Origin of the sequence: Actinomycetospora chlora (assembly GCF_039542135.1) — a bacterium.
Classification (GTDB): Bacteria; Actinomycetota; Actinomycetes; order Mycobacteriales; family Pseudonocardiaceae; genus Actinomycetospora; species Actinomycetospora chlora.
Genome location: NZ_BAABHO010000053.1, coordinates 20,778 through 45,760, shown reverse-complemented (window position 1 = coordinate 45,760; position 24,983 = coordinate 20,778). Strand labels below are relative to the sequence as shown.

The following is a 24,983-nucleotide window of genomic DNA, read 5'->3' as shown; positions in this document are numbered from 1 at the left end:
CCGGGCCCGCCGCCGCCCCCGCCGCGGCGCCCCGCGCGCCGCCCCGCGTCCCGGCCGCCGGACCCGCGCCGCCGGCTGCGGATCGGCCGCGTGCTGCTCGTGGCCGTGCTGCTGCTCTGCACGCTCAAGCTCATCGAGGTCCAGGGCCTGCGCGCCGGGGACCTCTCGGCCGACGCGGCCCGCCAGCGCACGACGCGGCTGGTCGTGCCGGCCGAGCGCGGCTCCATCCTCGACCGCTACGGCACCCCGCTCGCGTTCAGCGTCGAGGCCAAGGCGTTGGTGGCCAACCCGCGGCGGATCACCGAGGACTGGAACGCCCCGAACGTCCGCTCCCAGCCCGGCTCGCCGACGCCGGACCAGCGCAAGTCCGCGATCGCGCTGGGGATGGGCCGCATCCTCGGGCTCGACCCCGGCCCGATCTTCGCGTCGCTGATGAGCGACCGCAGCTACGTGGTGCTGGCGCCGCTGGTCGACCCGGGCGCCGCGCGGCAGGTCCGCGAGGCCTTCCCCGAGATCGCCGAGGAGGACCGCGAGTCGCGGCAGTACCCCGCCGGCGACGTCGCCGCGACGGTCGTCGGCAGCGCCTCCTGGAACATGGACCGCCAGAAGATCCGCGGCTCGATCGGTCTGGAGAGCGCGCTCGACACCACGCTCGCCGGTCAGGACGGGTTCCGCGTCGTCGACACGGCCGAGGGCAGCGACGCCGTCATCCCCGGCACCACCCGCGCCGAGCAGCCCGCCCAGGCCGGCCGCGACGTCGTCCTCACGCTCGACACCGACCTGCAGTACGCCGTCGAGCAGCGCCTGCGCGACTACACGGCGCGCGTCGGCGCCCGCAGCGGCAGCGCCGTCGTGCTCGACGCCCACACCGGCCAGGTGCTCTCGATGGCCAACTCGGGCTCGTTCAACCCGGCGTCCCCGGGCGCGCCCGGCGCGCAGCTGTCCAACCCGTCGGTGACGAGCCCGTTCGAGCCCGGGTCGGTCAACAAGATCGTCACGATGGCCGCGGCCGTCGAGGCCGGGGTGGCCCGTCCCGAGGACGTGCTGACGGTGCCGGGCAGCATCCGCGTCGCCGACCGCACGATCTCCGACGCCTGGTCGCACGGCCCGATCCAGCTCACGCTCAACGGCGTCCTCGGGCGCTCGTCGAACGTCGGCACGCTGATGACGGCGCAGCGCGTCGGGCCGGACCGCTTCGGCGCGATGCTCGCCGCGCTGGGCATCGGCACCCGCACCGGCATCGAGCTGCCGGGCGAGAGCTCCGGCTCGGTGCCCGCGCGCGCCGACTGGTCGGGCTCGACGTTCGGCAACCTGCCCATCGGTCAGGGCCTGTCGATGACGACCCTGCAGATGGCGAGCATGTACCAGGCCGTCGCCAACGACGGCGTGCGCGTGCCGCCGCGCATCGTCGAGGCCGAGGTGGGTGCCGACGGCGTCCGCATGCCCTCGCCGGCGCCCGAGGGCGTGCGGGCGATGAGCCCGCAGACCGCGGCCACGATGCGCGACATGCTCCAGTCGGTGACCCAGGACGGCCACGGCGGCGACCGGGGCACCGGCCCGGCCGCGGCCATGCCCGGCTACCCGGTGGCCGGCAAGACGGGGACGGCGCAGCAGGTCGACCCCGGGTGCGGCTGCTACTCGCAGTCGAACTACTGGATCACCTTCGCCGGGATGTTCCCCGCGCAGGACCCGCGGTACGTCGTCGCGCTGATGCTCGACCGCCCGCCGGGCGGCGACTCCGCGGCCCCGCTCTTCCACGACATCGGCGCCTACCTGGCCCAGCACGGCAACGTCCCGGTCTCGACCGCGCCGCCGCGCCACGTGCCGCTGACCCTGCCGTGACGGGGCCGCGACACCCCCGTGACACCCGCACCGCAGGCCACAGGGGCTGCGGAGCCGCACGGGGACGGTGAGTAGCCTTCGCGACCGTGCCCGCCGCACCGCCGAGGACCGTCGACGACGCCGCCGGACCCGCTCCCGAGCGGTCCGCCGACGGGGCCGACGACGCCCCGCTGCGACCCCGGCACACGGCGCCCGTGGTGATCACCGCGGTGGCCGACCGCATCCGCGCGGCCCTGCCCGACGCCGGTCCCGTGACGATCACGGGTGACGCCGCTGCGCGCGTCACCGGGGCCACGCTGCGGGCCCACGAGGTGCGTCCCGGCGACCTGTTCGCGGCCCTGCCGGGCGCCCGCGCGCACGGCGCCGACTTCGCCGCCGACGCCCTCGCCCGCGGGGCCGCGGCCGTGCTCACCGACGCCGACGGCGCCGGCCGGGCGGCCCTGCGCGGGGCCGGCGTCCCGGTGCTCGTCCACCCCGAGCCGCGCGCCGCGGTCGGGCACGCCTCGGCCCTCGTCTACGGCGACCCGTCCACCCGCCTCGACGTCCTCGGCGTCACCGGCACGAGCGGCAAGACCACGACGGTCTACCTGCTCGAGGCCGCCCTCGCGGCCGCCGGCGCGTCGACCGGGCTCATCGGCACCGTGGAGACCCGCCTGGGCGGCCGCCGCCTGCCCAGCGCGTTCACGACGCCCGAGGCGCCGGACCTCCAGGCCCTGCTGGCCCGGATGGCCGACGACGGCGCGACGCACGTGGCCATGGAGGTCTCCAGCCACGCCCTCGCGCTCGGCCGCGTCGCCGGCACCCGCTTCGCCGTCGGGGCGTTCACCAACCTCTCCGCCGAGCACCTCGACTTCCACGCCGACATGGAGGACTACTTCGCCGCGAAGGCGAAGCTGTTCGACGGGCGCTCGGCGGTCGAGGTCGTCTGCACCGAGACGTCCTGGGGCCGCCGCCTCGTCGGCGAACGCACGGTCACCGTCGGCACCCCCGACGCGGACTGGCGCGCCGAGGACGTCGTCGCGCTGCCCGACGGCACCCAGCGCTTCACCGTGCACGGGCCCGACGGCCTCGTGCTGCCCGTGTCCGTCCGCCTGCCCGGCGCGTTCAACGTCACCAACGCGCTGCTCGCGCTGGCTTGCGGCGCCGCGACGGGCCACGACCCGGCCGTGCTGGCCCGCGGGTTCGCCGAGGTCCGCGTGCCCGGGCGCATGCAGCGGGTGGAGGCCGGCCAGCCGTTCCTCGCCGTCGTCGACTACGCCCACAAGCCCGCGGCCATCGCGGCCCTGCTGGAGACGCTCCGGGGTCAGTCCGAGGGCCGCATCCTCACGGTCCTCGGCTGCGGCGGCGACCGCGACCGCGCCAAGCGCCCCGTGATGGGCCGCCTGGGCGCCCAGCTGTCCGACCACCTGTGGGTCACCGACGACAACCCGCGCACCGAGGACCCGGCGGCCATCCGCGCCGCGGTGCTCGAGGGCGCGCGCGAGGTCGAGGGCGCGACCGTGGACGAGATCGGCGATCGGCGCGCGGCCATCGGCGCCGCCGTGGCCGAGGCCCGCCCTGGCGACGTCGTGGTGGTGGCCGGCAAGGGCCACGAGACCGGTCAGCAGGTGGGCACCGAGACGCTCCCGTTCTCCGACGTCGAGGAGCTCGAGCGCGCCCTGCGCGCCGGTGGTCCCTGGTGATCGAGCTGACCCTCGCCGACGTCGCCCGCATCACCGGCGGGCGGCTGCACGGCGCGACGGGGGACGAGCGCGTCACGGGCAGCGTGGAGTTCGACAGCCGCGCGGTCGGCCCGGGCGGGCTGTTCGTGGCGCTGCCCGGCGAGCGCGTCGACGGGCACGACTTCGTCGGCGCCGCCGTGGCGGCGGGCGCCGCCGGGGTGCTCGCCGCCCGCGAGGTCGACGCGCCGGCGGTGATCGTGCCCTCGGTGGAGACCCAGCCGGGCTCGTACGTCCTCGCCGCGGACGCCGGCGGCGCCGGGGCCGGGGTGCTGGCCGCCCTGGCCCTGCTCGCGCGCCACGTCGTCGACGTCCTCACCGACCCCCGGACCGGCAGTGGGCTGCTCGTCGTCGGCATCACCGGGTCGTCGGGCAAGACCTCGACCAAGGACCTCACCGCGCACCTGCTCGAGGGGGCTGGGGAGACCGTCGCCCCGCCCGGGTCGTTCAACAACGAGCTGGGCCACCCGTGGACCGCGCTGCGGGCGACGCCGTCCACGCGCCACCTCGTCCTCGAGCTCTCCGCCCGCAACCGCGGCCACGTCGCCGCGCTGTGCCGGGTCGCGCCGCCGCGGATCGGGGTCGTGCTCAACGTCGGCTCGGCGCACCTCGGGGAGTTCGGTTCCCGGGAGGCGATCGCGCAGGCCAAGGGCGAGCTGGTGGAGGCGCTGCCGGAGACCGGCGTCGCCGTGCTCGGCGCCGACGATCCGGTCGTCGCGGCCATGCGGGAGCGCACCGTGGCCCGCGTCGTGCACGCCGGCCGGGCGCCCGAGGCCGACGTCCGCGCCGCCGACGTCGTCCTCGACGACGCCGGCCGCGCGACGTTCCGGCTGGTCACGGCCACGGGGGAGGCCCCGGTGCGCCTGGCACTGCACGGCGCCCACCACGTCGACAACGCCCTCGCCGCGGCCGCCGTGGCCCTCGAGGCCGGGCTGGACGTGGCGACGATCGCCGAGCGCCTCGGCACCGCGTCGGCGCGCTCGCGCTGGCGCATGGAGCTCACCGAGCGCGCCGACGGCGTCCGGGTGCTCAACGACGCCTACAACGCCAACCCCGAGTCGATGCGCGCCGCGCTGGCGACGCTCGGCGCCATGGGCGGGCGGCACACCGCCGTCCTGGGCGTCATGGCCGAGCTCGGCGACGACACCACCCGCGCGCACACCGAGATCGGCCGCGAGGTCGCGCGCACCGGTGTGGCGCGCCTCGTCGTCGTCGGCGACGCGGCGCGGCCGCTGCACGAGGCGGCGGCGCAGGCCGGGGTCGACTCGCGGCTGGTGCCGGACGCCGACGCGGCCGCCGAGCTGGTGAGCGCCGGCGTGGCGCCGGGCGACGTCGTGCTGGTGAAGGCGTCGCGCTCGGCCGGGCTGGAGCGGGTCGCGGCGGCGCTCACCACGAACCCGGGAGGAGCCCGATGAGGGGCGTGCTGGTCGCGGCGGGGGTCGCGCTGGCCGTGTCGATCCTCCTGACCCCGTACGTGATCCGGCTGTTCATCAAGCAGGGGTTCGGCCAGGAGATCCGCGAGGAGGGGCCGCAGAGCCACCGCGGCAAGCGCGGGACGCCGACGATGGGCGGCGTCGCGATCCTCGCCGCGGTGTGGATCGGCTACCTCGTCGCGCACCTGGTGGGCGACGTCGCGATCTCGGCGTCGGGCCTGCTGGTGCTGATGCTGATGACCTCGCTGGGGGTCGTCGGGTTCCTCGACGACTTCATCAAGATCCGGCGCCAGCGCAACCTCGGGCTGAACAAGACCGCCAAGCTCGTCGGCCAGCTGGTGACGGCCGTGCTGTTCGGGGTGCTCGCGCTGCAGTTCCCCGACGAGCAGGGCCTCCGACCGGCGTCGCCCAACCTCTCGTTCGTCCGCGACATCGCCGTGGTCAGTCTCGGCGCGGTCGGGTTCGTCGTCTTCTGCTACCTCGTGGTGACGGCGTGGTCGAACGCCGTGAACCTCACCGACGGGCTCGACGGCCTTGCCGCGGGGACGTCGGCGATGGTGCTGGCGACGTACCTGATCGTCTCGTTCTGGCAGTTCCGCAACGCCTGCGGCATGCAGATCGAGGCGGGCTGCTACCAGGTGCGCGACCCCTTGGACATCACGCTCGTGGCCGCGGCGGCGATGGGTGCCTGTATCGGGTTCCTGTGGTGGAACGCGGCGCCCGCGAGGATCTTCATGGGCGACACCGGGTCGCTCGCGCTGGGCGGGCTGTTCGCCGGGCTGAGCATGGTGACCCGCACCGAGCTGCTGCTCGTGGTGCTCGGCGGCGTGTTCGTCGTCGAGGCGCTGTCGGTGGTGCTGCAGGTCGCGGTCTTCCGCACCACCCGACGACGACCGTTCCGGATGGCGCCGTTCCACCACCACTTCGAGCTCGCCGGGTGGGCGGAGACCACGGTGATCATCCGGTTCTGGCTGCTCGCGGCGATCTGCTGCGCGCTGGGGCTGGGGCTGTTCTACAGCGAGTGGCTGGCGGCCTCGGGTGGCTGAGTGGCGTGACCGCCACGTGCTCGTTGCCGGGGCCCGCCGCACCGGCGTCTCCGTCGTCGACGTGCTGCTGTTCCTGGGCGCGCGGGTGACGGTCGCCGACGGCGACCAGGCCCAGCTCGACGGGCTCGGCGACCGTCCCGTGGCGCGGACCCGGGAGCTCGCGACGCTCCCCGACGGCTGCGACCTCGTGGTGACCAGCCCCGGCTTCCGCACCGACTCGCCGCTGGCGCTGGCCGCGCGGTCGGCGTCGGTCCCGATGGTGGGGGAGCCGGAGCTGGCCTGGTGGCTCGGCGACGAGCCGGCGGTCTGCCCGGACGGCCCGCCGCGCTGGCTCGCCGTCACCGGCACCAACGGCAAGACCACCACGACGACGATGCTCGAGGCGATCCTGCGCGCGGCAGGGGAGGACACCGTCGCCTGCGGCAACATCGGCCTGCCGGTGGTCGACGCGCTGCGCGCCGGGCACCGCGTGCTCGCCGTCGAGCTCTCGAGCTTCCAGCTGGAGTGGTCGCCGTCGGTGCGCCCCTACGCGGGCGCGGTGCTCAACCTCGCCGAGGACCACCTCGACTGGCACGGCTCGATGGCCGCCTACGGCGCGGCGAAGGCGCGCGTGCTGCGCGGCGAGGTCGCCGTCGCCGGGCTCGACGACCGCGAGGCGTCCGCGCTGCTCGTCGCCGCGCCCGCGCCCCGGCACGTCGGCTTCACCCGAGGTGAGCCGCAGGCCGGCCAGCTGGGGATCGTCGACGGTCGGCTGGTCGACCGGGCCTTCGGGGACGGTGTCGCGCTCGCGACGGTCGCCGACGTCGCCCCGCCCGGGCCGCCGGGGGAGGCGAACCTGCTGGCCGCGGCCGTGCTGGCCCGTCGCGTCGGCGTCGGGACCGGGGCGGTGGACGCCGGTCTGCGCGCGGTGTCGCCGGGCGCGCACCGCGGCGCCGTGGTCGCCGAGGCCGGCGGGGTGCGCTGGGTCGACGACTCCAAGGCCACCAACCCGCACGCGGCGGCCGCCTCGCTGGCGGCGCACCCGCGCGTGGTGTGGGTCGCGGGCGGGCTGCTCAAGGGCGCCGACGTCGCCGGGCTCGTCACCGCCCACCGCGACCGGCTGGCCGGCGCGGTCGTCCTGGGCCGCGACCGGGCGCAGGTGGCGGCCGCGCTCGCGCGACACGCCCCCGAGGTCCCCGTCCGGGACGTGGGCGGGGGCGACGATGACGCGGTGACCTCCAGCGACGACGGCGGCGACGGCATGGTGCGGGCGGCGCGGGCGGCCGCCTCCCTGGCCCACCCCGGCGACACCGTCCTGCTCGCCCCGGCCGCGGCGTCGATGGACATGTTCCGCGACTACGCCGCCCGCGGGGACGCCTTCGCGGCGGCCGCGCGCGCGGTGGCCGGCGGGGTGGGGCCCGACGGGGCCGTGACACCGCCGGACCCCGAGCGCACCGACGGCAGCGGCGCGGCGTGAGCGCGCCGGCCCGGGGACCCCGTTCCCGACCGGCCCGCCCCGGGGTGGTCGCCTCGGCCCGCTCGGCGCTGCACCAGTGGCTCGAGCGGCCGCTGACGTCGCTGCACCTGGTGCTCGCGGTGTTCGGCCTGCTCACCGCGCTCGGGCTGGTCATGGTCCTGTCGGCGTCGGCGGTCTCGGCCTACGCGGCGGGCGGGTCGTCCTACGGCGTGTTCTTCCGCCAGGCGCTGTTCGCCGTCATCGGCCTGGTCCTGTTCTGGATCGGCCTGCGCGTGCCGCCGCGGCGCATCCGAGCGGCGAGCCCCTGGCTGCTCGCCGGCTGCCTCGCCCTGCTGGTGCTCGTGCTGGTGCCGGGCCTGGGCGCGGTGGTCAACGGGTCGCGCAGCTGGTTCCGCGTGGCCGGGCTGTCGGTGCAGCCCTCGGAGCTGACCAAGATCGCGCTGGCGCTGTGGGGCGCACACGTCCTCGTGCGCCACCGCCCGCACCCGAGGACCTGGCGGGCGGCGCTACTGCCGCTGCTGCCGGTGTCTCTGCTGGTGCTCGCGCTGGTGCTCGCGCAGCCGGACCTCGGCACCACGGTCTCGCTGATGATCATCGTCTTCGCGCTGCTCTGGTTCGCGTGCTCGCCGCTGGGCCTGATGGCGTTCATCGTGTCGAGCGGCGTCGTCGGCGCGGTCGTGCTCGGGGTCGTCGCCACCTACCGGCAGAGCCGCATCACCGCGTTCCTCAACCCCGACCTCGCCGACCCCCTCGGCCCCGCCTACCAGGCCCGGCAGGCGCTGTTCTCGCTCGCCGACGGCGGGCTGTTCGGCGCGGGCCTCGGGCAGGGGCGGGCGAAGTGGGACTACCTGCCCAACGCCGACAACGACTTCATCTTCGCGATCATCGGTGAGGAGCTCGGGTTCGTCGGTGCCGGCGCGGTGATCGCCCTGTTCGCGACGCTCGCCTACACCGGGCTGCGGATCGCGGTGCGCAGCGCCGACCCGTGGATCCGCGTGGTGGCGGCGACGCTGACGGTGTGGCTGGTCGCGCAGGCCTGCATCAACATCGGCTACGTCGTCGGCCTGCTGCCGGTCACCGGCATCCCGCTGCCGCTGGTGTCGTCGGGCGGCACGTCGCTGGCCCTGGCGCTGCTCTCGGGCGGCCTGCTGGCGAACTTCGCCCGGCACGAACCGGAGGCCGCGGCCGCGCTGCGCGCCCACGGGCAGGGACGCCTGGCACGGGCCCTGCGCCTGCCCGAACCGAGCCTCCCGCGCCAGGCGGCGACGGACCGGCCGAGCGACCGGCCCACGGGCCGGCGCGGCCGGGGAGGGGGCCGGTGAGGCGCTCCGGCGCCGACCCGGACGATGGGGGCATGACAGTCTCGGTGGTCGTGGCCGGCGGCGGCAGCGCCGGGCACGTCGAGCCCGCCCTGGCCACCGCCGACGCGGTGCGCCGCCTCGAGCCCGACGCCCGCGTCACCGCGCTGGGCACCGAGCGGGGCCTGGACACCCGGCTCATCCCCGCGCGCGGCTACCCGCTGGAGCTCATCCCGCCGGTCCCGCTGCCCCGCAAGCCCAACGCGGACCTGGCCCGGCTGCCCTACCGGGTCGTGCGCTCGGTGCACCGCACCCGCCGGGTGCTGCGCGACGTCGGCGCGGACGTCGTCGTCGGGTTCGGCGGCTACGTCGCGCTGCCCGCCTACCTCGCGGCGGCGTCGCTGCGCCTGCCGATCGTCGTGCACGAGGCCAACGCGCGCGCCGGCGTCGCCAACAAGGTCGGGGCCCGGTTCGCCCGCGACGTCCTCGCCGCCGTGCCGGGCAGCGGGCTCGCCGGCGCGCGGGTCGTCGGCATCCCGCTGCGGACGGCGATCACCGAGCTCGACCGCGCCGGGCTGCGGGCGCAGGCCCGCGAGCACTTCGGGCTCGACCCCGAGGCGCCGGTGCTGCTGGTCTTCGGCGGCTCGCAGGGCGCCCGCTCGCTCAACGAGGCCGTCTCCGCGGCCGTGCCCGCCCTGACGGCCGCGGGGGTGTGGGTGCTGCACGCGCACGGGCCGAAGAACGAGCCCACCGTCTCCGCGCCCGGCTACGTCCCGGTGCCCTACCTCGAGCGCATGGACCTGGCCTACGCCGCCGCCGACGTCGCGCTGTGCCGGGCGGGCGCGATGACCGTCGCCGAGGTCTCGACGGTCGGGCTCCCCGCGATCTACGTGCCCCTGCCGCACGGCAACGGCGAGCAGGCGCTCAACGCCCGGCCCGTCGTCGACGCCGGGGGCGGGGAGCTCGTCGCGGACGCCGAGCTGACCGGCGACGTCGTGACGTCCCTGGTGACGGACCTCGTCGCCGACCCCCGGCGGCTCGCCGCCACCGCCGCGGCGGCCCGGCGTTCGGGGCACGCGGGAGCGGACGAGACACTGGCGCGGGTGGTGCTCGAGGTGGCGGGCACGCTCGTGAGCGAGAGGGGCCGGACATGAGCCCGACCGAGACCGAGCAGCACGTCGGTGCGGACGCGGGCGTGCCCCCGTTGCCGCCCCTGCTGTCGCGGGTGCACTTCATCGGCGCGGGCGGCGCGGCGATGAGCGGGATCGCGCGCATCCTGCTCGCGCGCGGCGCGATGGTGTCCGGCTCGGACGCCAAGGACTCCCGGGCGGTGCTCGCGCTGCGCACGCTCGGCGCCGAGGTCGCCGTCGGCCACGACGCGCACAACCTGGACCTGCTGCCCGGCGGCCCGACCGTCCTCGTCACCACCAAGGCCGTGCACCAGGCCGACCCGGACAACCCCGAGCTCCTCGAGGCGGCCGCCCGCGGCGTCCCGGTGCTGCACCGCTCCGCGGTGCTCGCCGAGCTCATGGCCGACCACCGCGCGGCCTGCGTCTCGGGCAGCGCGGGCAAGACGTCGACGACGTCGATGCTGGTCGTCGCGCTGCAGGCGTGCGGCACCGACCCCTCGTTCATGATCGGTGGCGACCTGCTCGCCTCCGGCTCGAGCGCCCACCACGGGCTCGGCGACGTGTTCGTCGCCGAGGCCGACGAGAGCGACGGCTCGTTCCTCGCCTACTCGCCGGCCGTGGCGATCGTGACCAACATCGAGCCCGACCACCTCGACCACCACGGCACCGTCGAGGCCTACGTGGCCGTGTTCGACGCGTTCGCGGCCCGGATCGAGCCGGGCGGCGCCCTCGTGGTCTGCGCCGACGACCCGGGCGCGGCGGCCCTGGGCGAGCGCGCCGAGCAGGCCGGGGTGCGGGTGCGCCGCTACGGCCGCGCGGCCGCCGGCCCCCAGGACGCGCGCGTGCTCGACTACCGCGCCGAGGGCTCGACCGGCGTCCTGCGCCTCGAGGTCGCCGGGCGGGAGACCGAGCTGCGCCTCGGCGTCCCCGGCGAGCACCAGGCGCTCAACGCCTGCGCCGCCCTGCTCGCGGGCCTCGACCTCGGCGCCCCGCTCGACGGGCTGCTCGGCGGCCTGGCCGGGTTCGACGGGGTGCGCCGGCGCTTCGAGTACCGCGGCACCGCCGACGGCGTCCGCGTCTACGACGACTACGCCCACGCACCCACCAAGGTCGCCGCCCAGCTGCGCGCCGCGCGCCCGGTGCTCGGCGGGTCGGGGCGGCTCATCGTCGCGTTCCAGCCGCACCTCTACTCCCGCACCCGCGACTTCGCCGCCGAGTTCGGCGCGGCGCTCTCGCTGGCCGACGAGGTCGTGGTGCTCGACGTCTACGGCGCCCGCGAGCAGCCCGAGCCCGGCATCAACGGCGAGCTCATCGCCCGCCAGCTCACGCTGCCGCCCGAGCACGTGCACTACGAGCCGTCGTGGGGCCAGGTGCCGGCGCTGCTCGCCGACCTCGCCCGGCCCGGCGACCTCGTCGTGACGATGGGCGCGGGCGACATCACCGTCCTCGGGCCCGAGGTGCTCTCCGAGCTGGAGCGCCGGGCCGGGCACGAACCCGTCGACGGCACCCACGACACGGCCGGGACCCCACCGCGGTGAGCGGGTCCGCCCGGCCCACCGGCCGCCCCGCGCGGGGTGGCCGGTCGGGGCGGGCGGGTGACCGCCGCTCGGGGGGCGCCGGCGCGCGTCCCTCCGGGGCCGCGTCGGGCTCGCCGGGCCGGGCGCAGCGGGTCCGGCCCGCGTTGCCGAGCACCGGCCGGCGACGGCGCGGGCTGTGGATCGGGCTGGCGGCCGCGCTGGTCGTCCTCGCCGCGCTGGTCTACGTGACGGTCTGGTCGCCGCTGCTCGACGTGCGCGACGTGCACGTGGTGGGGGCCGCGCCCGACCAGGTGGAGGCGGTGCGCTCCGCGGCGGCCGTGGCGCCGTCGACGTCCCTGCTCTGGCTGGACGGCGACGACGTCGCCGAGCGGGTCCGCACGCTGCCCCGCATCGCGTCGGTCGACGTGGCGCGCGACTGGCCCGGCACGCTCGTCGTCAGCGTCTCCGAGCGCGAGCCGGTGCTCGCCGCGACGGCCCCGGGCGGCGGGTTCCTGCTCGTCGACGCCACCGGGTTCGGCTACCGCGTCATCCCGCAGCGCCCGGCGGGCGTCCCCACGCTGACGCTGCCCCCGGGGGTCCTGCCGTCCCCGGACGAGCCCGGCACCCGCGCCGCCGCCGACGTCGTGGTCGCCCTGCCGGCGTCGCTGCGCGCCGACCTGGTCGAGGTCCGCGCGGAGGGCCCGTACGACGTCGCCTTCGTGCTGACCAACAACCGCGAGGTGCGCTGGGGCGCCGACGCGGACAACGACCGCAAGGCGGCGGTGCTGAACGCGCTGCTGACCCGCCCGGGCTCGGTCTACGACGTCTCCACCCCGGACCTCGCCGTCGTCCGCTGACGTCGCGCCGCGGCCCCCCGTTCCGAGCGAGGGGCACCCTCCCTCGATCTAGCCGCCGAACGGTCCCCCTCACCGGAACGTTCGCCACCCGACCCGTTCCGCCCAGGGGCGCCCCTCGCTCATCTATCCGACCGAGGGTGCCCCTCGCTCGACGAGAAGTCTCGAGCACGGGTCGAGGGTTCGCGACCGCCCGGCGAGCGGGTGCCATGAGGTGCGGACACGCCCGGCGCGCCTCGTGGAAATGCCGGTGGACGCCTGCCTACCGTGCGCACGTCGCCGATGAGGACCCTCACCGTAGACCTCCACCAGAGGTCGAGGGTTGCGACACGCCGGACGCCCGACCCAGCCCCGAAAGGCGGATCGCATGACGCCCCCGCACAACTACCTGGCCGTGATCAAGGTGGTCGGCATCGGTGGTGGCGGCGTCAACGCCGTCAACCGCATGATCGAGGTCGGCCTCAAGGGCGTCGAGTTCATCGCCGTGAACACCGACGCCCAGGCCCTGCTGATGTCGGACGCCGACGTGAAGCTCGACGTCGGCCGCGAGCTGACGCGCGGGCTCGGTGCCGGGGCGGCGCCCGACGTGGGCCGGCGGGCCGCGGAGGACCACCGCGAGGAGATCGAGGAGGTCCTCAAGGGGGCCGACATGGTCTTCGTGACCGCGGGGGAGGGCGGCGGCACCGGCACCGGCGGCGCGCCCGTCGTCGCGAGCATCGCCCGCAAGCTCGGCGCCCTGACGATCGGCGTCGTGACGCGGCCCTTCAACTTCGAGGGCAAGCGCCGCGCCACCCAGGCCGAGAACGGCATCACCGAGCTGCGCAACGAGTGCGACACGCTCATCGTCATCCCCAACGACCGCCTGCTGCAGCTCGGCGACGTGGGCCTGAGCCTGATGGACGCCTTCCGCAGCGCGGACGAGGTGCTCCTGTCCGGCGTCCAGGGCATCACCGACCTCATCACCACGCCGGGCCTCATCAACCTGGACTTCGCCGACGTCAAGAGCGTCATGTCCGGGGCGGGCAGCGCGCTGATGGGCATCGGCGCCGCGCGGGGCGAGAACCGCTCGGTGGAGGCGGCGGGCAAGGCCATCAACTCCCCGCTGCTCGAGGCGAGCATGGACGGCGCCTACGGGGTGCTGCTCTCGATCGCGGGCGGCTCGGACCTCGGCCTGTTCGAGATCAACGAGGCGGCGTCGCTCGTCCAGGAGGCGGCACACCCCGAGGCCAACATCATCTTCGGGACGGTCATCGACGACTCGCTGGGCGACGAGGTGCGGGTCACCGTCATCGCCGCGGGCTTCGACTCCGGCGCGCCGACCCACAAGAAGCTCGAGCCCCACGCGCTCGGCGCGGCGACCGGCTCGTCCGGCGCGACCGTCTCGGCCCAGGCCGGGCAGGTCCAGCGCCCGGCGGCGCCCACCCACGCGAACGGCGGCCCCTCGCCCGCGGTCTCGGCCGCGCCGACGATCCCCGCGACGCCCGCCGTCGACCGTGCCTCGGTCGACCGTCCCGCCCCGGCGGTCCCCGCGACCAACGGCGCCGGCTCGTCGGGTCCCGCGCCCAGCGACCCCGCGGGGGAGGCGGCCGCGTCCGCGCCGCCGGTGACCCCGCCGGCCGCCACGACGCCGGCGAACCCGACCGCCCCCGAGACGCCGGCCGCGCGCACCGCGGACGAGGACGACGTGGACGTGCCGTCGTTCATGAGACGCTGAGGACGTGGCCGCGCCCTCCGGAACCCCGTCCGCGACGAGCTCCCCGCCCGTCCGCGTCCGGCGCGTGTTCACCACGCGGGCCGGCGGGCGCTCGGCCGCCCCGTACGCGTCGTTCAACCTCGGCGACCACGTCGGCGACGACCCGGCCGCCGTCGCGGCCAACCGCCGGCGGCTCGGCGAGGGCATCGGCCTCGGCCCGGAGCGGGTCGCGTGGATGCACCAGGTGCACGGCACCGACGTCGCCACCGTGACCGAGCCCGGCGGCGGGACGCCCACCGCGGACGCCCTGGTCACCGACCGGCCCCGGCTGGCCCTCGCCGTCGTCGTGGCCGACTGCGTGCCCGTGCTGCTCGCCGACCCGGGTGCCGGCGTGGTCGCGGCCGCCCACGCGGGCCGTCGCGGCGCGGCCGACGGCGTGCTCGACCGCACCCTGGAGGCGATGGCCGCGCTGGGCGCCGACACCGGGCGCGTCGAGGCGCTCCTCGGGCCGGCGGTCTGCGGCGAGTGCTACGAGGTGCCCGCCGCCATGCGCGACGAGGTGGAAGCGGCGCTGCCCGGCAGCGCGTCGACCACGCGCGTCGGCACCCCGGGGCTCGACCTGCGCGCCGGCCTGCGCCGCCGCCTGGCCGAGCTCGGCGTCACCCGCGTCGACACGGACGGCCGCTGCACCTTCGAGGACGACCAGCTCTTCAGCCACCGCCGCGCGCAGCCCACGGGACGCCTGGCCGGCGTGACGTGGTGGGAGTACGCCCGCCCGTGACGGCGACGCCCGAGGACGGCCGCCGCGACGAGCTCGCCGAGGCCCTCGCGGCCGTGCGGGCGCGGGTGGCCGACGCCGCCCGCGCGGCGGGGCGCGACCCCGACGAGGTCGGGCTGCTCGCGGTGACCAAGACGTGGCCCGCGCAGGACGTCGCCCTGCTCACCGACCTCGGCCTGAGCGCCTTCGGGGAGAACAAGGAGCAGGAGGGCGCGGCCAAGGCCGCCGAGCTCGCGTCGTTGCGCCCCGGGGTCGCGGCCCGCTGGCACGTCGTCGGGCGCCTGCAGCGCAACAAGGCCCGCAGCCTCGTGCGGTGGGCCCACGCCGTCGACTCGGTCGACTCCGCGCGTCTCGTCGACGCGCTGGAGAACGCCGCCGCCAAGGCCCTCGACGCGGGGGAGCGGCAGGAGCCCCTCGAGGTGCTCGTCCAGGTCTCGGTGGACGCCGACCCGGACCGCGGCGGCGCGCCCGTCGACGAGGTGCCGGCGCTGGCCGACCGCGTCGGGGGCTGCGCGCACCTGTCCCTGGGCGGGGTGATGACCGTGGCGCCCCAGGGCATCGCACCCCGCGAGGCCTTCGCCACGGTGTGGGAGGTGGCGCAGCGGGTACGCGCGGCGCACCCCCGCGCGGTGACGCTGTCGGCGGGGATGTCGGGGGATCTCGAGGACGCGGTCGCGTACGGGTCGACGTGCGTGCGTGTCGGAACGGCACTGCTCGGCCGACGGTAGCTAGCGTTCCGTGTGAGTGAACGACACTGATGTGACTCACGGGACGCGAGAGCACGGTGTCCCGTCGGACAGGGAGAGCCATGACCACTCTGCACCGGGTGAAGGCGTACTTCGGCATGGTCCCCGCCGACGAGCTGGACTCCTACGACGGCTACGACGACGACCGCTACGACCGGCACCCCGTCGACCGTCACTCCGGCGACCGCCACCGCTACGACCGCTACGACGACCGCTACGAATCCTACGAGTCGGACCGCGGGTACGACCGCTACGCCGGTGGGCGCCACGACGACGACCGCTCGGACCGCTCGGAGCGCGCGGACCGGTACGACCGCTACGACCGGTACGAGGACTCCCGCGAGCGCCGCACGCCGCGGCCGCGCGACCCGGAGGTCACCGAGATCCGGCGCGAGGACGAGGCGCCGACCGAGAGCGTGTCGCGCGCCGGCCGGGGGCGGACGTGGGCGGCGAACACCGGCCCGAGCCACACGTCGGTGCGCCCGACCACCCACCGCACCCCGCCGTCGCTCTCCTCCGCGTCGTCGGCCGCCCTCGCGGGCTCGTCGTCGGCGACGGCCGCCGCGCCCGCCGCCCCTGCCCCGGCGGCCCCGGCGGCGGCTCCGGCCAAGGCGGCCAAGCCCGTCGCGGCGGCGGCGGAGCCGGACCCGCAGACCGGGCCGGCCGAGATCACCTCGCTCCAGCCCACGAGCTACAACGAGGCGCGGCTCATCGGCGAGCGCTACCGCGACGGCATTCCGGTGATCATGAACCTGACCGAGATGGACGACGCCGGGGCCAAGCGCCTCGTCGACTTCGCCGCCGGCCTGGCCTTCGCCCTGCGCGGCTCCATCGAGAAGGTGACCAACCGGGTGTTCCTGCTCTCACCGCCGAACGTCGAGGTCTCGGCGTCGGACCGCCGCAAGCTCGCGGAGACCAACTACGCGAAGACGTCCTGAGGACCGGTTCGGCCCAACGGACCCTGCCGAACGGATGAGTCGGCGGATATGGCAAGCTTGCCTTCCGATCGGTGGCCGACGCGATCTCGATCACGTGTCGCGCCCCGGTGTGCGGATTCCGTGTGTCGCTCGCGGCGCGCCGACATCCCTATCTCGGCCCGATCTCGAGCCGGTCACGGCCCCGCGCCACGCGGCCGAACGGGCGATGACACCCGTGGCGCGCCGGATGGTGTCCTGCGTGCGCCGAGCGCGCCCGGAGAAGGGCGCGCGCCCCGGCAGGCCCGGGAGACACCCCTGTCACCGCACGTAGAGGGGCACGGAACGTCACGACCCGGTCGGCGGATCGCCGCTCGTCCCGGTCACCGGTAGGTCTGTGGGTTCACGAGGCCCCGCTCGTGGCGCTGCGTCACCATCCGGGCATCGAGGGCAGCGCGTCACTGGACCCGTCCATTATGGTTCTGTCGCTCGCAGAGGTCGTACTCTGCGGGTGGCGGAGCTCGAAGAGCCCGAGGTACCTGGGGTTCCGCAGCCGAGGAGTGCTTGAGGAGATCCGATGCCGCTGACCCCTGCCGACGTTCACAACGTCGCGTTCAGCAAGCCGCCGATCGGGAAAAGGGGCTACAACGAGGACGAGGTCGACGCGTTCCTCGACCTCGTCGAGGCCGAGCTCGGTCGCCTGCTGGAGGAGAACAACGATCTCCGCGAGCAGGTCGAGCAGCTCGAGCAGCAGCTCTCGTCCGCGCACGCGGACCTCGACGACGCCCGCAGCAAGGCCGCGTCCGCCCCGAGCCAGAGCTCCGGGCCGGCCACGCAGGTCTCGGCCCCGCCGCCGGCGCGTCCCGTGGAGGACGCCCCCCGCACCGTGCAGCAGCCGATGCCGCCGCAGCAGCCGCAGCAGCAGCCGCAGCCCGTGACGCAGGCGGTCGCCCCGCCCCCGTTCGGGATGTCGGAGCAGCAGGGCGGCGGCGGTGGCGGTGACCACCACGTCCAGGCCGCCAAGGTCCTCGGGCTCGCCCAGGAGATGGCCGACCGGCTCACCGCCGAGGCCAAGTCCGAGGCCGACGGGATGCTCGCCGACGCGCGCACCAAGTCCGAGCAGCTGCTCTCCGAGGCGCGCACCAAGTCGGACAGCATGGTCAACGAGGCCCGCACCCGCGCCGAGACGATGCTGAACGACGCGCGCACCCGCGCCGAGACGCTGGAGCGCCAGGCGCGCGACAAGGCGTCGACGCTCGAGCGCGACGCGCAGCGCAAGCACAACGAGACGATCAGCCTCATCGAGCAGCAGAAGGGCGGGCTCGAGAAGAAGATCGACGAGCTGCGCACCTTCGAGCGCGAGTACCGCACCCGCCTGAAGACCTACCTCGAGTCGCAGCTGCGCGACCTCGACGGTCGGGGCTCCGCGGCGCCGGACAACGGGCGCAACGGCAGCGGCGGGTACGCCACCAGCGGCTACGGCTCGCGAGCCGAAGCCGGCAGCTGACGGACGCCGCCGGCCCGCGCGCCACCCGGCGCGCGGGCCCGTGGCCCGGGGTTCGGGGGTCCGATCGTGCTGCTGCTCGTCCTGCTCTGTGTACTGATCGCCTTCGGGCTCCTCGTGGTCGCGGTCGTCACCTCGGTGGCGACCTGGGCCTGGGGGTCCGTGGTCGCCAGCGTGCTCGCGGCCGTCCTCCTCGTGGCCGACGTCCTGCGTCGACGCCGGCGGGAGCGCGACCGGCGGCGTGACGCCGCCGCCGCGCCGGCCGGCTCCTCCGGTCCGACGGCCGTTCCCCCGTCCGCACCTCCGTCGGCACCTCCGTCGGCAGGGTCCGGCGCCCCGTCCTCCGGGTTCGCCCCGGTGCCGCACTCCTCGGCCCCCGGGCAGGGCTCCCCGGAGGCCGCCGCGCCGACCACCGGCGGTCGGCCGCCGGGCGGACCCCCACCGGGCGCCCAGCAGGGCGCGCACCAGGGACCCCCGCAGGGTGCGCCGGGCCGTCCGCCCGGTCCGCCTGGTCCGCCCCCCGAGGCCGCGACGGCCGCCGTCGGTGCGTCGGGGCCGGGTCGGTCGGGTCCCGACGGCGAGCGCGGCCAGGACGCGCGCGACGGCCGCGACGGCCGTGACCCGCGCCGCGGACCGGACGGCTCCGCCGGACACGACGGGCACGACGACCGCGGCGAGCCCGATCAGCGTGACCTGCGCGTCGAGGGCGACCAGCGCGACGGCCGCTACACGGCGGGCGCGGTGGGCGCCGCCGGTGTCGCCGGCGCGGCGGGCCTCGCCGCGGGCGCTGCCGCGGCGTCGTCGGGGAGCTCGCCGGGGCCGTCCGCGCCGCCGCAGGGCGCCCCACCGACCGAGGACGGCGCTCCGGCACGGCCGGCGGGCACCTCCTCGGCGCCGTCGGCGCCGTCGGGGCCCTCGCGCCCGTCCACCCCGTCGGCGCCCCCGGTGCCGGCGGCCGCCTCGCGCTGGGCGACCACCACGTCGCGTCCCGGCACCGATCCCTCCCGCGTGGCCGGCGCCCCCCGGGGCGCGCTGCTGCTGGGCATGCTGCCCATGCCGGGCACGCCCGCGGAGGCCCGGCTCGGCGGGGCCCGGGTCGCGTCCGGCCCGCCGTCCGGCCCCGGGTCCGCCAGCGCGGCCGCCGAGCCGGGCTCGCCCGGCCGCGCCGCTCCGGGCGGCGACGACACGGCCACCACGCGCTTGGACATGAGCGACCTCGCGCGAATGCGCCAGGTCCCCGCCGACGGAGCCGGCGCCCCGGCCGCCAACGGCGGCCCGCCCGGACGTCCCGCGGGACCCCCACCGGGGGCGCCCGCGGGCCCGCCGCCCGGGGTCCCGGGCGGCCCGCCCGCCGGTCAGGGCCCCGGCCGCCCGCCCGCCGGTCCGCCTCCCGGCTCGCCCCCGCCGCCCCCGCCCCCGCCGCCGGCCGCCTCGCCGGAGGAGGAGGTCGTCGACGACGCCGTCCGCCAGGCGGTCGCCGGCCTGGACGACGAGGTCCTGGTGATCGACGAGGAGCCGCTGTTCCACCTGGGACGCTGCAGCTACCTCTACGGCCGCGAGGTCATCCCGCTGCCGGTCGGCGAGGCGGTCGACCTCGGGTTCACGGGCTGCTCGTGGTGCACGCCGGTCACGGCGCTCACCGGGGCCCGCAGCGCCGACAGCCGCCGCTGAGCCGTCCGGCCGGGAGATCCCGCCCGTCCCCGACGGTGTCCGCTCGCTAGGGTCGTGCCTCCGTGAGGTGAGGGGGTGCGACGCGTGGACCGGCTCCCGCTCCTGCTCGGGGTGGGCGCGGGCGTCGTGCTCGTCGCGGTGCTGGCCGTGCGCGTGTCGACGCGCGTCGGGCTCCCATCGCTGCTGATCTACCTCGGGATCGGCGTGGCGCTGGGGGAGTCCGGGCTCGGCATCCGCTTCGACGACGTCGCCCTCACCCAGGCCCTCGGCGTCGCCGCCCTCGTGCTGATCCTCGCCGACGGCGGTCTCTCGACGCGGTGGAGCACCGTCCGCCCCGCCCTGGGCATCGGGGTCGCGCTCTCGACGGTGGCGGTCGCGGTGAGCATCGGCGTCACCGGGCTCGCTCTGTGGGCGCTGCTGGGCCTCGACCTGCGGATCGCGTTCCTCTGGGGTGCGGTGCTCTCCTCGACCGACGCGGCGGCGGTGTTCAGCGTGCTGCGCAACCTGGGCCTCGGTGGCCGCCTCGTGGGCTCGCTGGAGCTCGAGTCCGGCCTCAACGACGCGCCGGTGTTCCTCGCCGTGGTGCTGCTCTCCTCGGCGGCCACCCTGACCTGGCTCGACCCGCTGCTCGTGGTCTACGAGCTCGTCCTCGGCGGGCTCCTCGGCGCCGCGCTCGGACGCCTCGGGGCGTACGGGCTCCGGCGGGCCGCGCTGCCCGCGACCGGCCTCTACCCCCTCGCGACGCTCGCGGTCTGCGTGCTCGCCTTCGCGTCCGCCCAGCTCCTGCACGCGTCGGGCCTGCTCGCCACCTACACCGCGGCCCTCGTGCTCGGGAACTCGACGCTGCCGCACCGCGAAGGCACCCGCTCGTTCGCCGAGGGCCTGGGCTGGCTCTCCCAGATCGGGCTGTTCGTGCTGCTCGGGCTGTTCGTGTCCCCGGACCGCCTGGCCCTGGCGATCGTGCCCGCCCTCATCGCCGGTGCGGTGCTGGTGCTCGCCGCGCGCCCGCTGTCGGTGGTCGCCGCGACCGTCGGCTTCCGGGTGCCGTGGCGCGAGCAGGTGTTCCTGTCCTGGGCGGGGCTGCGCGGGGCGGTGCCGATCGTGCTGGCCCTGATCCCGCTCACCGAGGGCGTGCCCGGCGCCCAGGCCCTCGTCGACGCCGTCTTCGTGCTGGTGGTGGTGCTGGTGCTCGTGCAGGGCACGACGCTGCCGTTCGTGGCCCGCGCGCTCGGGCTCGCCGGGGACTCACGGGTCGAGGAGATCCAGGTCGACGCCGCCCCGCTCGACACCCTGCGCGCCGACCTGCTGCAGATGACCGTGCCGGAGGGCTCCCGCCTGCACGGCGTCTACGTCCGCGAGCTGCGCCTGCCCGACGGGGCCGGCCTGAGCCTCGTGGTCCGCAACGGTGCGAGCTTCACCCCGCAGGGCGAGAGCCGTATCCAGGAGGGCGACCAGCTGCTCGTCGTCACCACCGAGACCGCCCGCGCCGCCGCCGAGGAGCGGCTGCGCTCGGTCGACCGCTCCGGTCGCCTGGCGCGCTGGCGCGGCGACACGGGCGGCGCGCCGGGCCTGCGCGACGGCTCCCGGCGCACCGCGGACGGCGGGTCGCGCGCCACCGACCCGCCGCGGGTGCGCCGCCCACCGGGCGACGGCACGGGTCCTGGGACGATGGGGACGTGAGCAGCGCACCCGACGCCGCGGGCACCCCCGAGGCGCCGCCCGCGGACCCCCCGCCCCGACGGGTCACCACGCTGGTCGTCCTCACGCTCGCGGTGGTCGCCCTCGACCTCGTCACGAAGATCGTCATGGTGTCGTGGCTGCGGGACGGCGAGCGGGTGCCGCTCGTGGGCGACCTCGTCTCGTTCACCCTGATCCGCAACCCCGGCGCGGCGTTCTCGCTGGCCACGGGCATGACGTGGGTGCTGACGCTGGTCGCGCTGGCGGTGGTGATCGGCATCGCGCGGTTCGCGCGGCGGCTCCGCTCGCGCGGTTGGGCGGTCGCCCTCGGGCTGGTGCTCGGGGGAGCGCTGGGCAACCTCGTCGACCGCTTCTTCCGCGGCCCCGGGCCGCTGCAGGGCCACGTCGTCGACTTCGTGTCCGTCGGCTGGTTCCCGGTGTTCAACGTGGCCGACTCCGCGATCACGGTCGGCGGCGTGCTGCTCGTGCTGCTCGCGCTGCTCGGCCGCGACCTCGACGGCAGCCGGACCGGAGGGGAGGGGCAGTGAGCCTCCGCACGCTCCCGGTGCCCGACGGGCTCGACGGCATGCGGCTCGACGCCGGCCTGTCGCGGATGCTCGGGCTCTCGCGCACCGCCGTCGCCGACCTCGCCGCCGACGGCGCGGTGCGCCTCGACGGCGCGCCGGCGGGCAAGTCCGACCGTCTGGTCGCGGGCGCCTGGCTCGAGGTCGAGCTGCCCGAGCCCGCCGAGGCGACGCCGGTGGTCACCGCCGAGGCCGTCGAGGGACTGGTCGTGCTGTACGAGGACGACGAGATCGTCGTCGTCGACAAGCCCGTCGGGGTCGCCGTGCACCCCAGCCCCGGCTGGAGCGGCCCGACCGTCGTCGCCGGGCTCGCGGCGCTGGGCATCGGCATCGCCACCAGCGGTGCCGCCGAGCGCCAGGGGATCGTGCACCGGCTCGACGCGGGCACCACCGGGGTGATGGTGGTGGCCAAGTCCGAGCGGGCGTACTCGGTGCTCAAGGACGCCTTCCGCGAGCGGACGGTCTCGAAGGTCTACCTCGCGACCGTGCAGGGCCACCCGGACCCGAGCGAGGGCACGATCGACGCCCCGATCGACCGCCACCCCAAGCACGACTGGCGCTTCGCGGTGATGCGCGACGGCCGGCCCAGCGTCACCCACTACCGCACGCTCGAGGCGTTCCGGGCGGCGTCGCTGCTCGAGGTGGAGCTGGAGACCGGACGCACCCACCAGATCCGCGTGCACTTCTCCGCGGTCCGCCACCCCTGCGTCGGCGACCTGACCTACGGCGCCGACCCGGTGCTCGCCCGCAGCCTCGGCCTGACCCGGCAGTGGCTGCACGCCCACCGGCTGGGCTTCCACCACCCCGCCGACGGCCGCTGGGTCGAGTTCACCAGCGAACCCCCGCCCGACCTGGCCCGGGCGCTGGAGACGCTGCGGGCGGCGAGCTGAGCACGCCCGACGAGGAGCCGGACGACGAGCCCCGCCCGCGGTGGCCGACCGCGGCGATCGTCCTGGCCGTCGTCCTCGTCGTCGTGCTGGTGACGGCGTGGGCGGCCGGGTCCGCGAGCGCCCCGGGCGGCGGGTCGGGCGTGCCGGGAGGCACCGACGCCACACGGCTCGGCCCCGCGCCGGGGGAGACCGTCGCGGGTTACCTGGACCGGGCGCGCGCCGTCCCGCCCGGGCCGCCCGGCCCCCGGCCGGCGCTCGTGGAGCTGGCCGGCGAGCTCGACGTCGGCGGCGCGGCCGCGCTGCTGGCCACCCCGGGGGTGACGGCGCGGGAGGCGGTGTTCCGGGTGCCCCTGCCGCGGGTGCAGACGGCGCTGCGCGAGGTGACCCTCGACCCCACCGTCGACGTCCCGGCGTCGCTGCGCCTCGCCGAGGCGCAGGCCGCGAACCGGGCGGGGGAGCAGGCCCGGACCTCGACCGGGCGCGCGGCGGCGGTCGCGACCACCGAGTCGGCGCGCCTGTCGGCGGGCTGCGCGTGCGTCGTGGCCCTCGTCGTCGACGTCGACCCGGCCGCCCCCGGCACGCTGGACGCCCTGCGGGCCCGCCCGGGCGTCCGCGCCGTGGAGGTCGCCCCGCCCGGGACCCGGGCGCTGGCGGTGTCGCCGCTGCTGCCCGAGCAGGACGGGACGGTCGGCCCCGTCCCCGACGACGGGCCGGTGCCGCCCCCCTAGCGGGCGGTGGGGCGGCTGTGAGCCGGTCGACAGGGTGACGCCGTCCGGCGGAGCCCCCGTCGTCGCGTGGCGGAGGACCATGGCGGGTAGGTCCCCGAGGGACCTCCCGGCGGCGCGGCTGAATCGTCACGGCCAGCACCGACGGGCACGTCGTGAGAGGAGAGCGGGACCCATGACCGCCGATCCGTCACCCCGGCCGCAGGCCTCGGGGACGTCGATCACGAACGCTGATCCGCGGCCGCACGTCGTCGTGCTCGGCGCGGGGTTCGCCGGTCTCGCCGCCGTCCGTTCCCTGCGCGGCACCGACGTCCGCGTCACGCTCGTCGACCGGCACAGCTACAGCACGTTCCAGCCCCTGCTCTACCAGGTGGCGACGGGCGCGCTGAACCCCGGCGACATCACCTACGGCGCCCGCGGCTTCGCGGCGCACACCGGGGCGTCGTTCCGCAAGGGCGAGGTCACGACGATCGACCCCGAGGCCCGCACGGTCTCGCTCGACGTCGGCCCGGACCTGCACTACGACTACCTGGTCATCGCCAACGGCGTGACCACGAACTACTTCGGCGTCCCGGGCGCCGCCGAGCACGCCTTCCCCATCTACACCCGCGCCGAGGCGCTGGCCGTGCGCGACCGCATGACCAGCTACCTCGACCACATCGCGGCCACCGGCGAGGCCCGCGGCGCGTCGGTCGTCATCGTCGGCGGCGGCGCCACCGGCGTCGAGATGGCCGGCACGCTGGCCGAGCTGCGCAACACCGTCCTGCCCGACCGGTACCCGGAGCTCGACCCGGCCGAGGTCAACGTGGTGCTGGTCGAGATGACCGACAAGATCCTCCCGCCGTTCGCGCCCAAGCTGCGCGAGTACGCCGCGCAGCAGCTGCGGCGCCGCGGCGTCGAGCTGCGCCTCGAGTCGGCGGTGAAGGAGGTCCGGCCGGACTCGGTCCTGCTCGCCGACGGCACCGAGCTCTCGGCGCAGATGACCATCTGGGCCACCGGCGTCGCCGCCCACGAGCGGGTGAAGAGCTGGGGCCTGCCGCAGGGCCGCGGCGGGCGCATCGTCGTCGGCGGCGACCTGCGCGTGCCCGAGCACCCGGAGATCCTCGTCGCCGGCGACATCGGCGTGATCGACGACGACCCGCTGCCCCAGCTCGCGCAGCCCGCGATCCAGATGGGCCAGCACGCCGCCCGCACGATCGCGGCGGTCGTCGCCGGGGAGCCGACGACGCGGTTCCGCTACAAGGACAAGGGCACGATGGCGACGATCGGGCGCGGCTCGGCCGTCGCCGACATCGCCCACGGGCCGAAGCTCGTCGGCGTGCTCGCCTGGCTGACCTGGATGCTGGTGCACATCTTCGCCCTGCTGGGCAACCGCAACCGCGTGTTCGTCACGCTCGGGCTCGCCTTCCGTTACCTCGCCCAGCGACGTGGGCAGATCGTCGTCGGCGACGACCCGGGCTGAGTGCGCGCGGCCGGAGCCGACGTGCGAGGCTCCGGCCTCGACCGA

The 24,983-nt window shown here is 76.5% G+C and carries 20 protein-coding genes; all 20 read left to right on the top strand.

Features of this window, described 5'->3' with window-relative positions; all coding sequences use genetic code 11:
- Window positions 1–1,842 (top strand): peptidoglycan D,D-transpeptidase FtsI family protein (locus ABD994_RS25370; RefSeq protein WP_345422177.1); only part of this gene is annotated, 1,842 nt, incomplete at its 5' end.
- 170 nt (window positions 1,843–2,012) lie between these two features.
- A complete protein-coding gene (locus ABD994_RS25365; RefSeq protein ID WP_425550126.1) occupies window positions 2,013–3,524 on the top strand; it encodes a UDP-N-acetylmuramoyl-L-alanyl-D-glutamate--2,6-diaminopimelate ligase in 1,512 nt (503 codons plus the stop codon).
- Complete coding sequence (locus tag ABD994_RS25360) at window positions 3,521–4,975, top strand: UDP-N-acetylmuramoyl-tripeptide--D-alanyl-D-alanine ligase (protein WP_345422172.1); 1,455 nt, start codon at window positions 3,521–3,523, stop codon at window positions 4,973–4,975. The genes ABD994_RS25365 and ABD994_RS25360 overlap by 4 nt, the downstream gene beginning before the upstream one ends.
- Window positions 4,972–6,039: a phospho-N-acetylmuramoyl-pentapeptide-transferase gene (gene mraY / locus ABD994_RS25355; RefSeq protein WP_345422167.1), complete on the top strand. Its 1,068-nt coding sequence runs from the start codon at window positions 4,972–4,974 to the stop codon at window positions 6,037–6,039. The genes ABD994_RS25360 and mraY overlap by 4 nt, the downstream gene beginning before the upstream one ends.
- The gene (gene murD, locus ABD994_RS25350) at window positions 6,032–7,495 is read left to right on the top strand and encodes a UDP-N-acetylmuramoyl-L-alanine--D-glutamate ligase (protein WP_345422164.1); all 1,464 of its coding nucleotides are present in this window, start codon (window positions 6,032–6,034) and stop codon (window positions 7,493–7,495) included. Before mraY ends, murD begins: the two co-directional genes overlap by 8 nt.
- Window positions 7,492–8,817 (top strand): putative lipid II flippase FtsW, encoded by a 1,326-nt coding sequence (gene ftsW / locus ABD994_RS25345; RefSeq protein ID WP_345422161.1) that lies wholly within the window; start codon window positions 7,492–7,494, stop codon window positions 8,815–8,817. Before murD ends, ftsW begins: the two co-directional genes overlap by 4 nt.
- Window positions 8,818–8,849: 32 nt before the next feature.
- Entirely contained in the window at window positions 8,850–9,947 is a 1,098-nt protein-coding gene (gene murG / locus ABD994_RS25340) for an undecaprenyldiphospho-muramoylpentapeptide beta-N-acetylglucosaminyltransferase (protein WP_345422158.1), read from the top strand.
- Window positions 9,944–11,461 (top strand): UDP-N-acetylmuramate--L-alanine ligase, encoded by a 1,518-nt coding sequence (murC, locus tag ABD994_RS25335; RefSeq protein WP_345422155.1) that lies wholly within the window; start codon window positions 9,944–9,946, stop codon window positions 11,459–11,461. Before murG ends, murC begins: the two co-directional genes overlap by 4 nt.
- Window positions 11,458–12,297 (top strand): cell division protein FtsQ/DivIB, encoded by an 840-nt coding sequence (locus ABD994_RS25330; RefSeq protein WP_345422152.1) that lies wholly within the window; start codon window positions 11,458–11,460, stop codon window positions 12,295–12,297. Before murC ends, ABD994_RS25330 begins: the two co-directional genes overlap by 4 nt.
- Before the next feature lie 364 nt (window positions 12,298–12,661).
- A complete protein-coding gene (gene ftsZ / locus ABD994_RS25325; protein ID WP_345422150.1) occupies window positions 12,662–14,008 on the top strand; it encodes a cell division protein FtsZ in 1,347 nt (448 codons plus the stop codon).
- Window positions 14,009–14,012: 4 nt separating this feature from the next.
- A complete protein-coding gene (gene pgeF, locus ABD994_RS25320; protein WP_345422148.1) occupies window positions 14,013–14,768 on the top strand; it encodes a peptidoglycan editing factor PgeF in 756 nt (251 codons plus the stop codon).
- Window positions 14,765–15,493, top strand: a complete 729-nt coding sequence (locus ABD994_RS25315) for a YggS family pyridoxal phosphate-dependent enzyme (protein ID WP_345422145.1) — start codon at window positions 14,765–14,767, stop codon at window positions 15,491–15,493. The genes pgeF and ABD994_RS25315 overlap by 4 nt, the downstream gene beginning before the upstream one ends.
- A gap of 80 nt (window positions 15,494–15,573) precedes the next feature.
- Window positions 15,574–16,449 carry a cell division protein SepF gene (locus ABD994_RS31725; RefSeq protein WP_425550125.1) on the top strand — a complete coding sequence of 292 codons (876 nt, stop codon included), beginning with the start codon at window positions 15,574–15,576 and terminating at the stop codon, window positions 16,447–16,449.
- Between the two features lie 553 nt (window positions 16,450–17,002).
- The gene (gene wag31, locus ABD994_RS25305; protein WP_345422142.1) at window positions 17,003–17,932 is read left to right on the top strand and encodes a DivIVA-like cell division protein Wag31; all 930 of its coding nucleotides are present in this window, start codon (window positions 17,003–17,005) and stop codon (window positions 17,930–17,932) included.
- Window positions 17,933–17,998: 66 nt separating this feature from the next.
- Window positions 17,999–19,600, top strand: a complete 1,602-nt coding sequence (locus tag ABD994_RS25300) for a hypothetical protein (RefSeq protein ID WP_345422139.1) — start codon at window positions 17,999–18,001, stop codon at window positions 19,598–19,600.
- A gap of 84 nt (window positions 19,601–19,684) precedes the next feature.
- A complete protein-coding gene (locus ABD994_RS25295; RefSeq protein ID WP_345422136.1) occupies window positions 19,685–21,280 on the top strand; it encodes a potassium/proton antiporter in 1,596 nt (531 codons plus the stop codon).
- On the top strand, window positions 21,277–21,825 hold the full coding sequence (gene lspA / locus ABD994_RS25290) for a signal peptidase II (RefSeq protein ID WP_345422133.1): 549 nt from the start codon (window positions 21,277–21,279) through the stop codon (window positions 21,823–21,825). Before ABD994_RS25295 ends, lspA begins: the two co-directional genes overlap by 4 nt.
- Window positions 21,822–22,751, top strand: coding sequence for an RluA family pseudouridine synthase (locus ABD994_RS25285; protein ID WP_345422130.1), 930 nt, complete (start codon window positions 21,822–21,824; stop codon window positions 22,749–22,751). Before lspA ends, ABD994_RS25285 begins: the two co-directional genes overlap by 4 nt.
- A gap of 83 nt (window positions 22,752–22,834) precedes the next feature.
- Window positions 22,835–23,479: a hypothetical protein gene (locus ABD994_RS25280; RefSeq protein ID WP_345422127.1), complete on the top strand. Its 645-nt coding sequence runs from the start codon at window positions 22,835–22,837 to the stop codon at window positions 23,477–23,479.
- Between the two features lie 172 nt (window positions 23,480–23,651).
- The gene (locus ABD994_RS25275; protein WP_345422124.1) at window positions 23,652–24,938 is read left to right on the top strand and encodes an NAD(P)/FAD-dependent oxidoreductase; all 1,287 of its coding nucleotides are present in this window, start codon (window positions 23,652–23,654) and stop codon (window positions 24,936–24,938) included.
- Window positions 24,939–24,983: the final 45 nt, after the last annotated feature.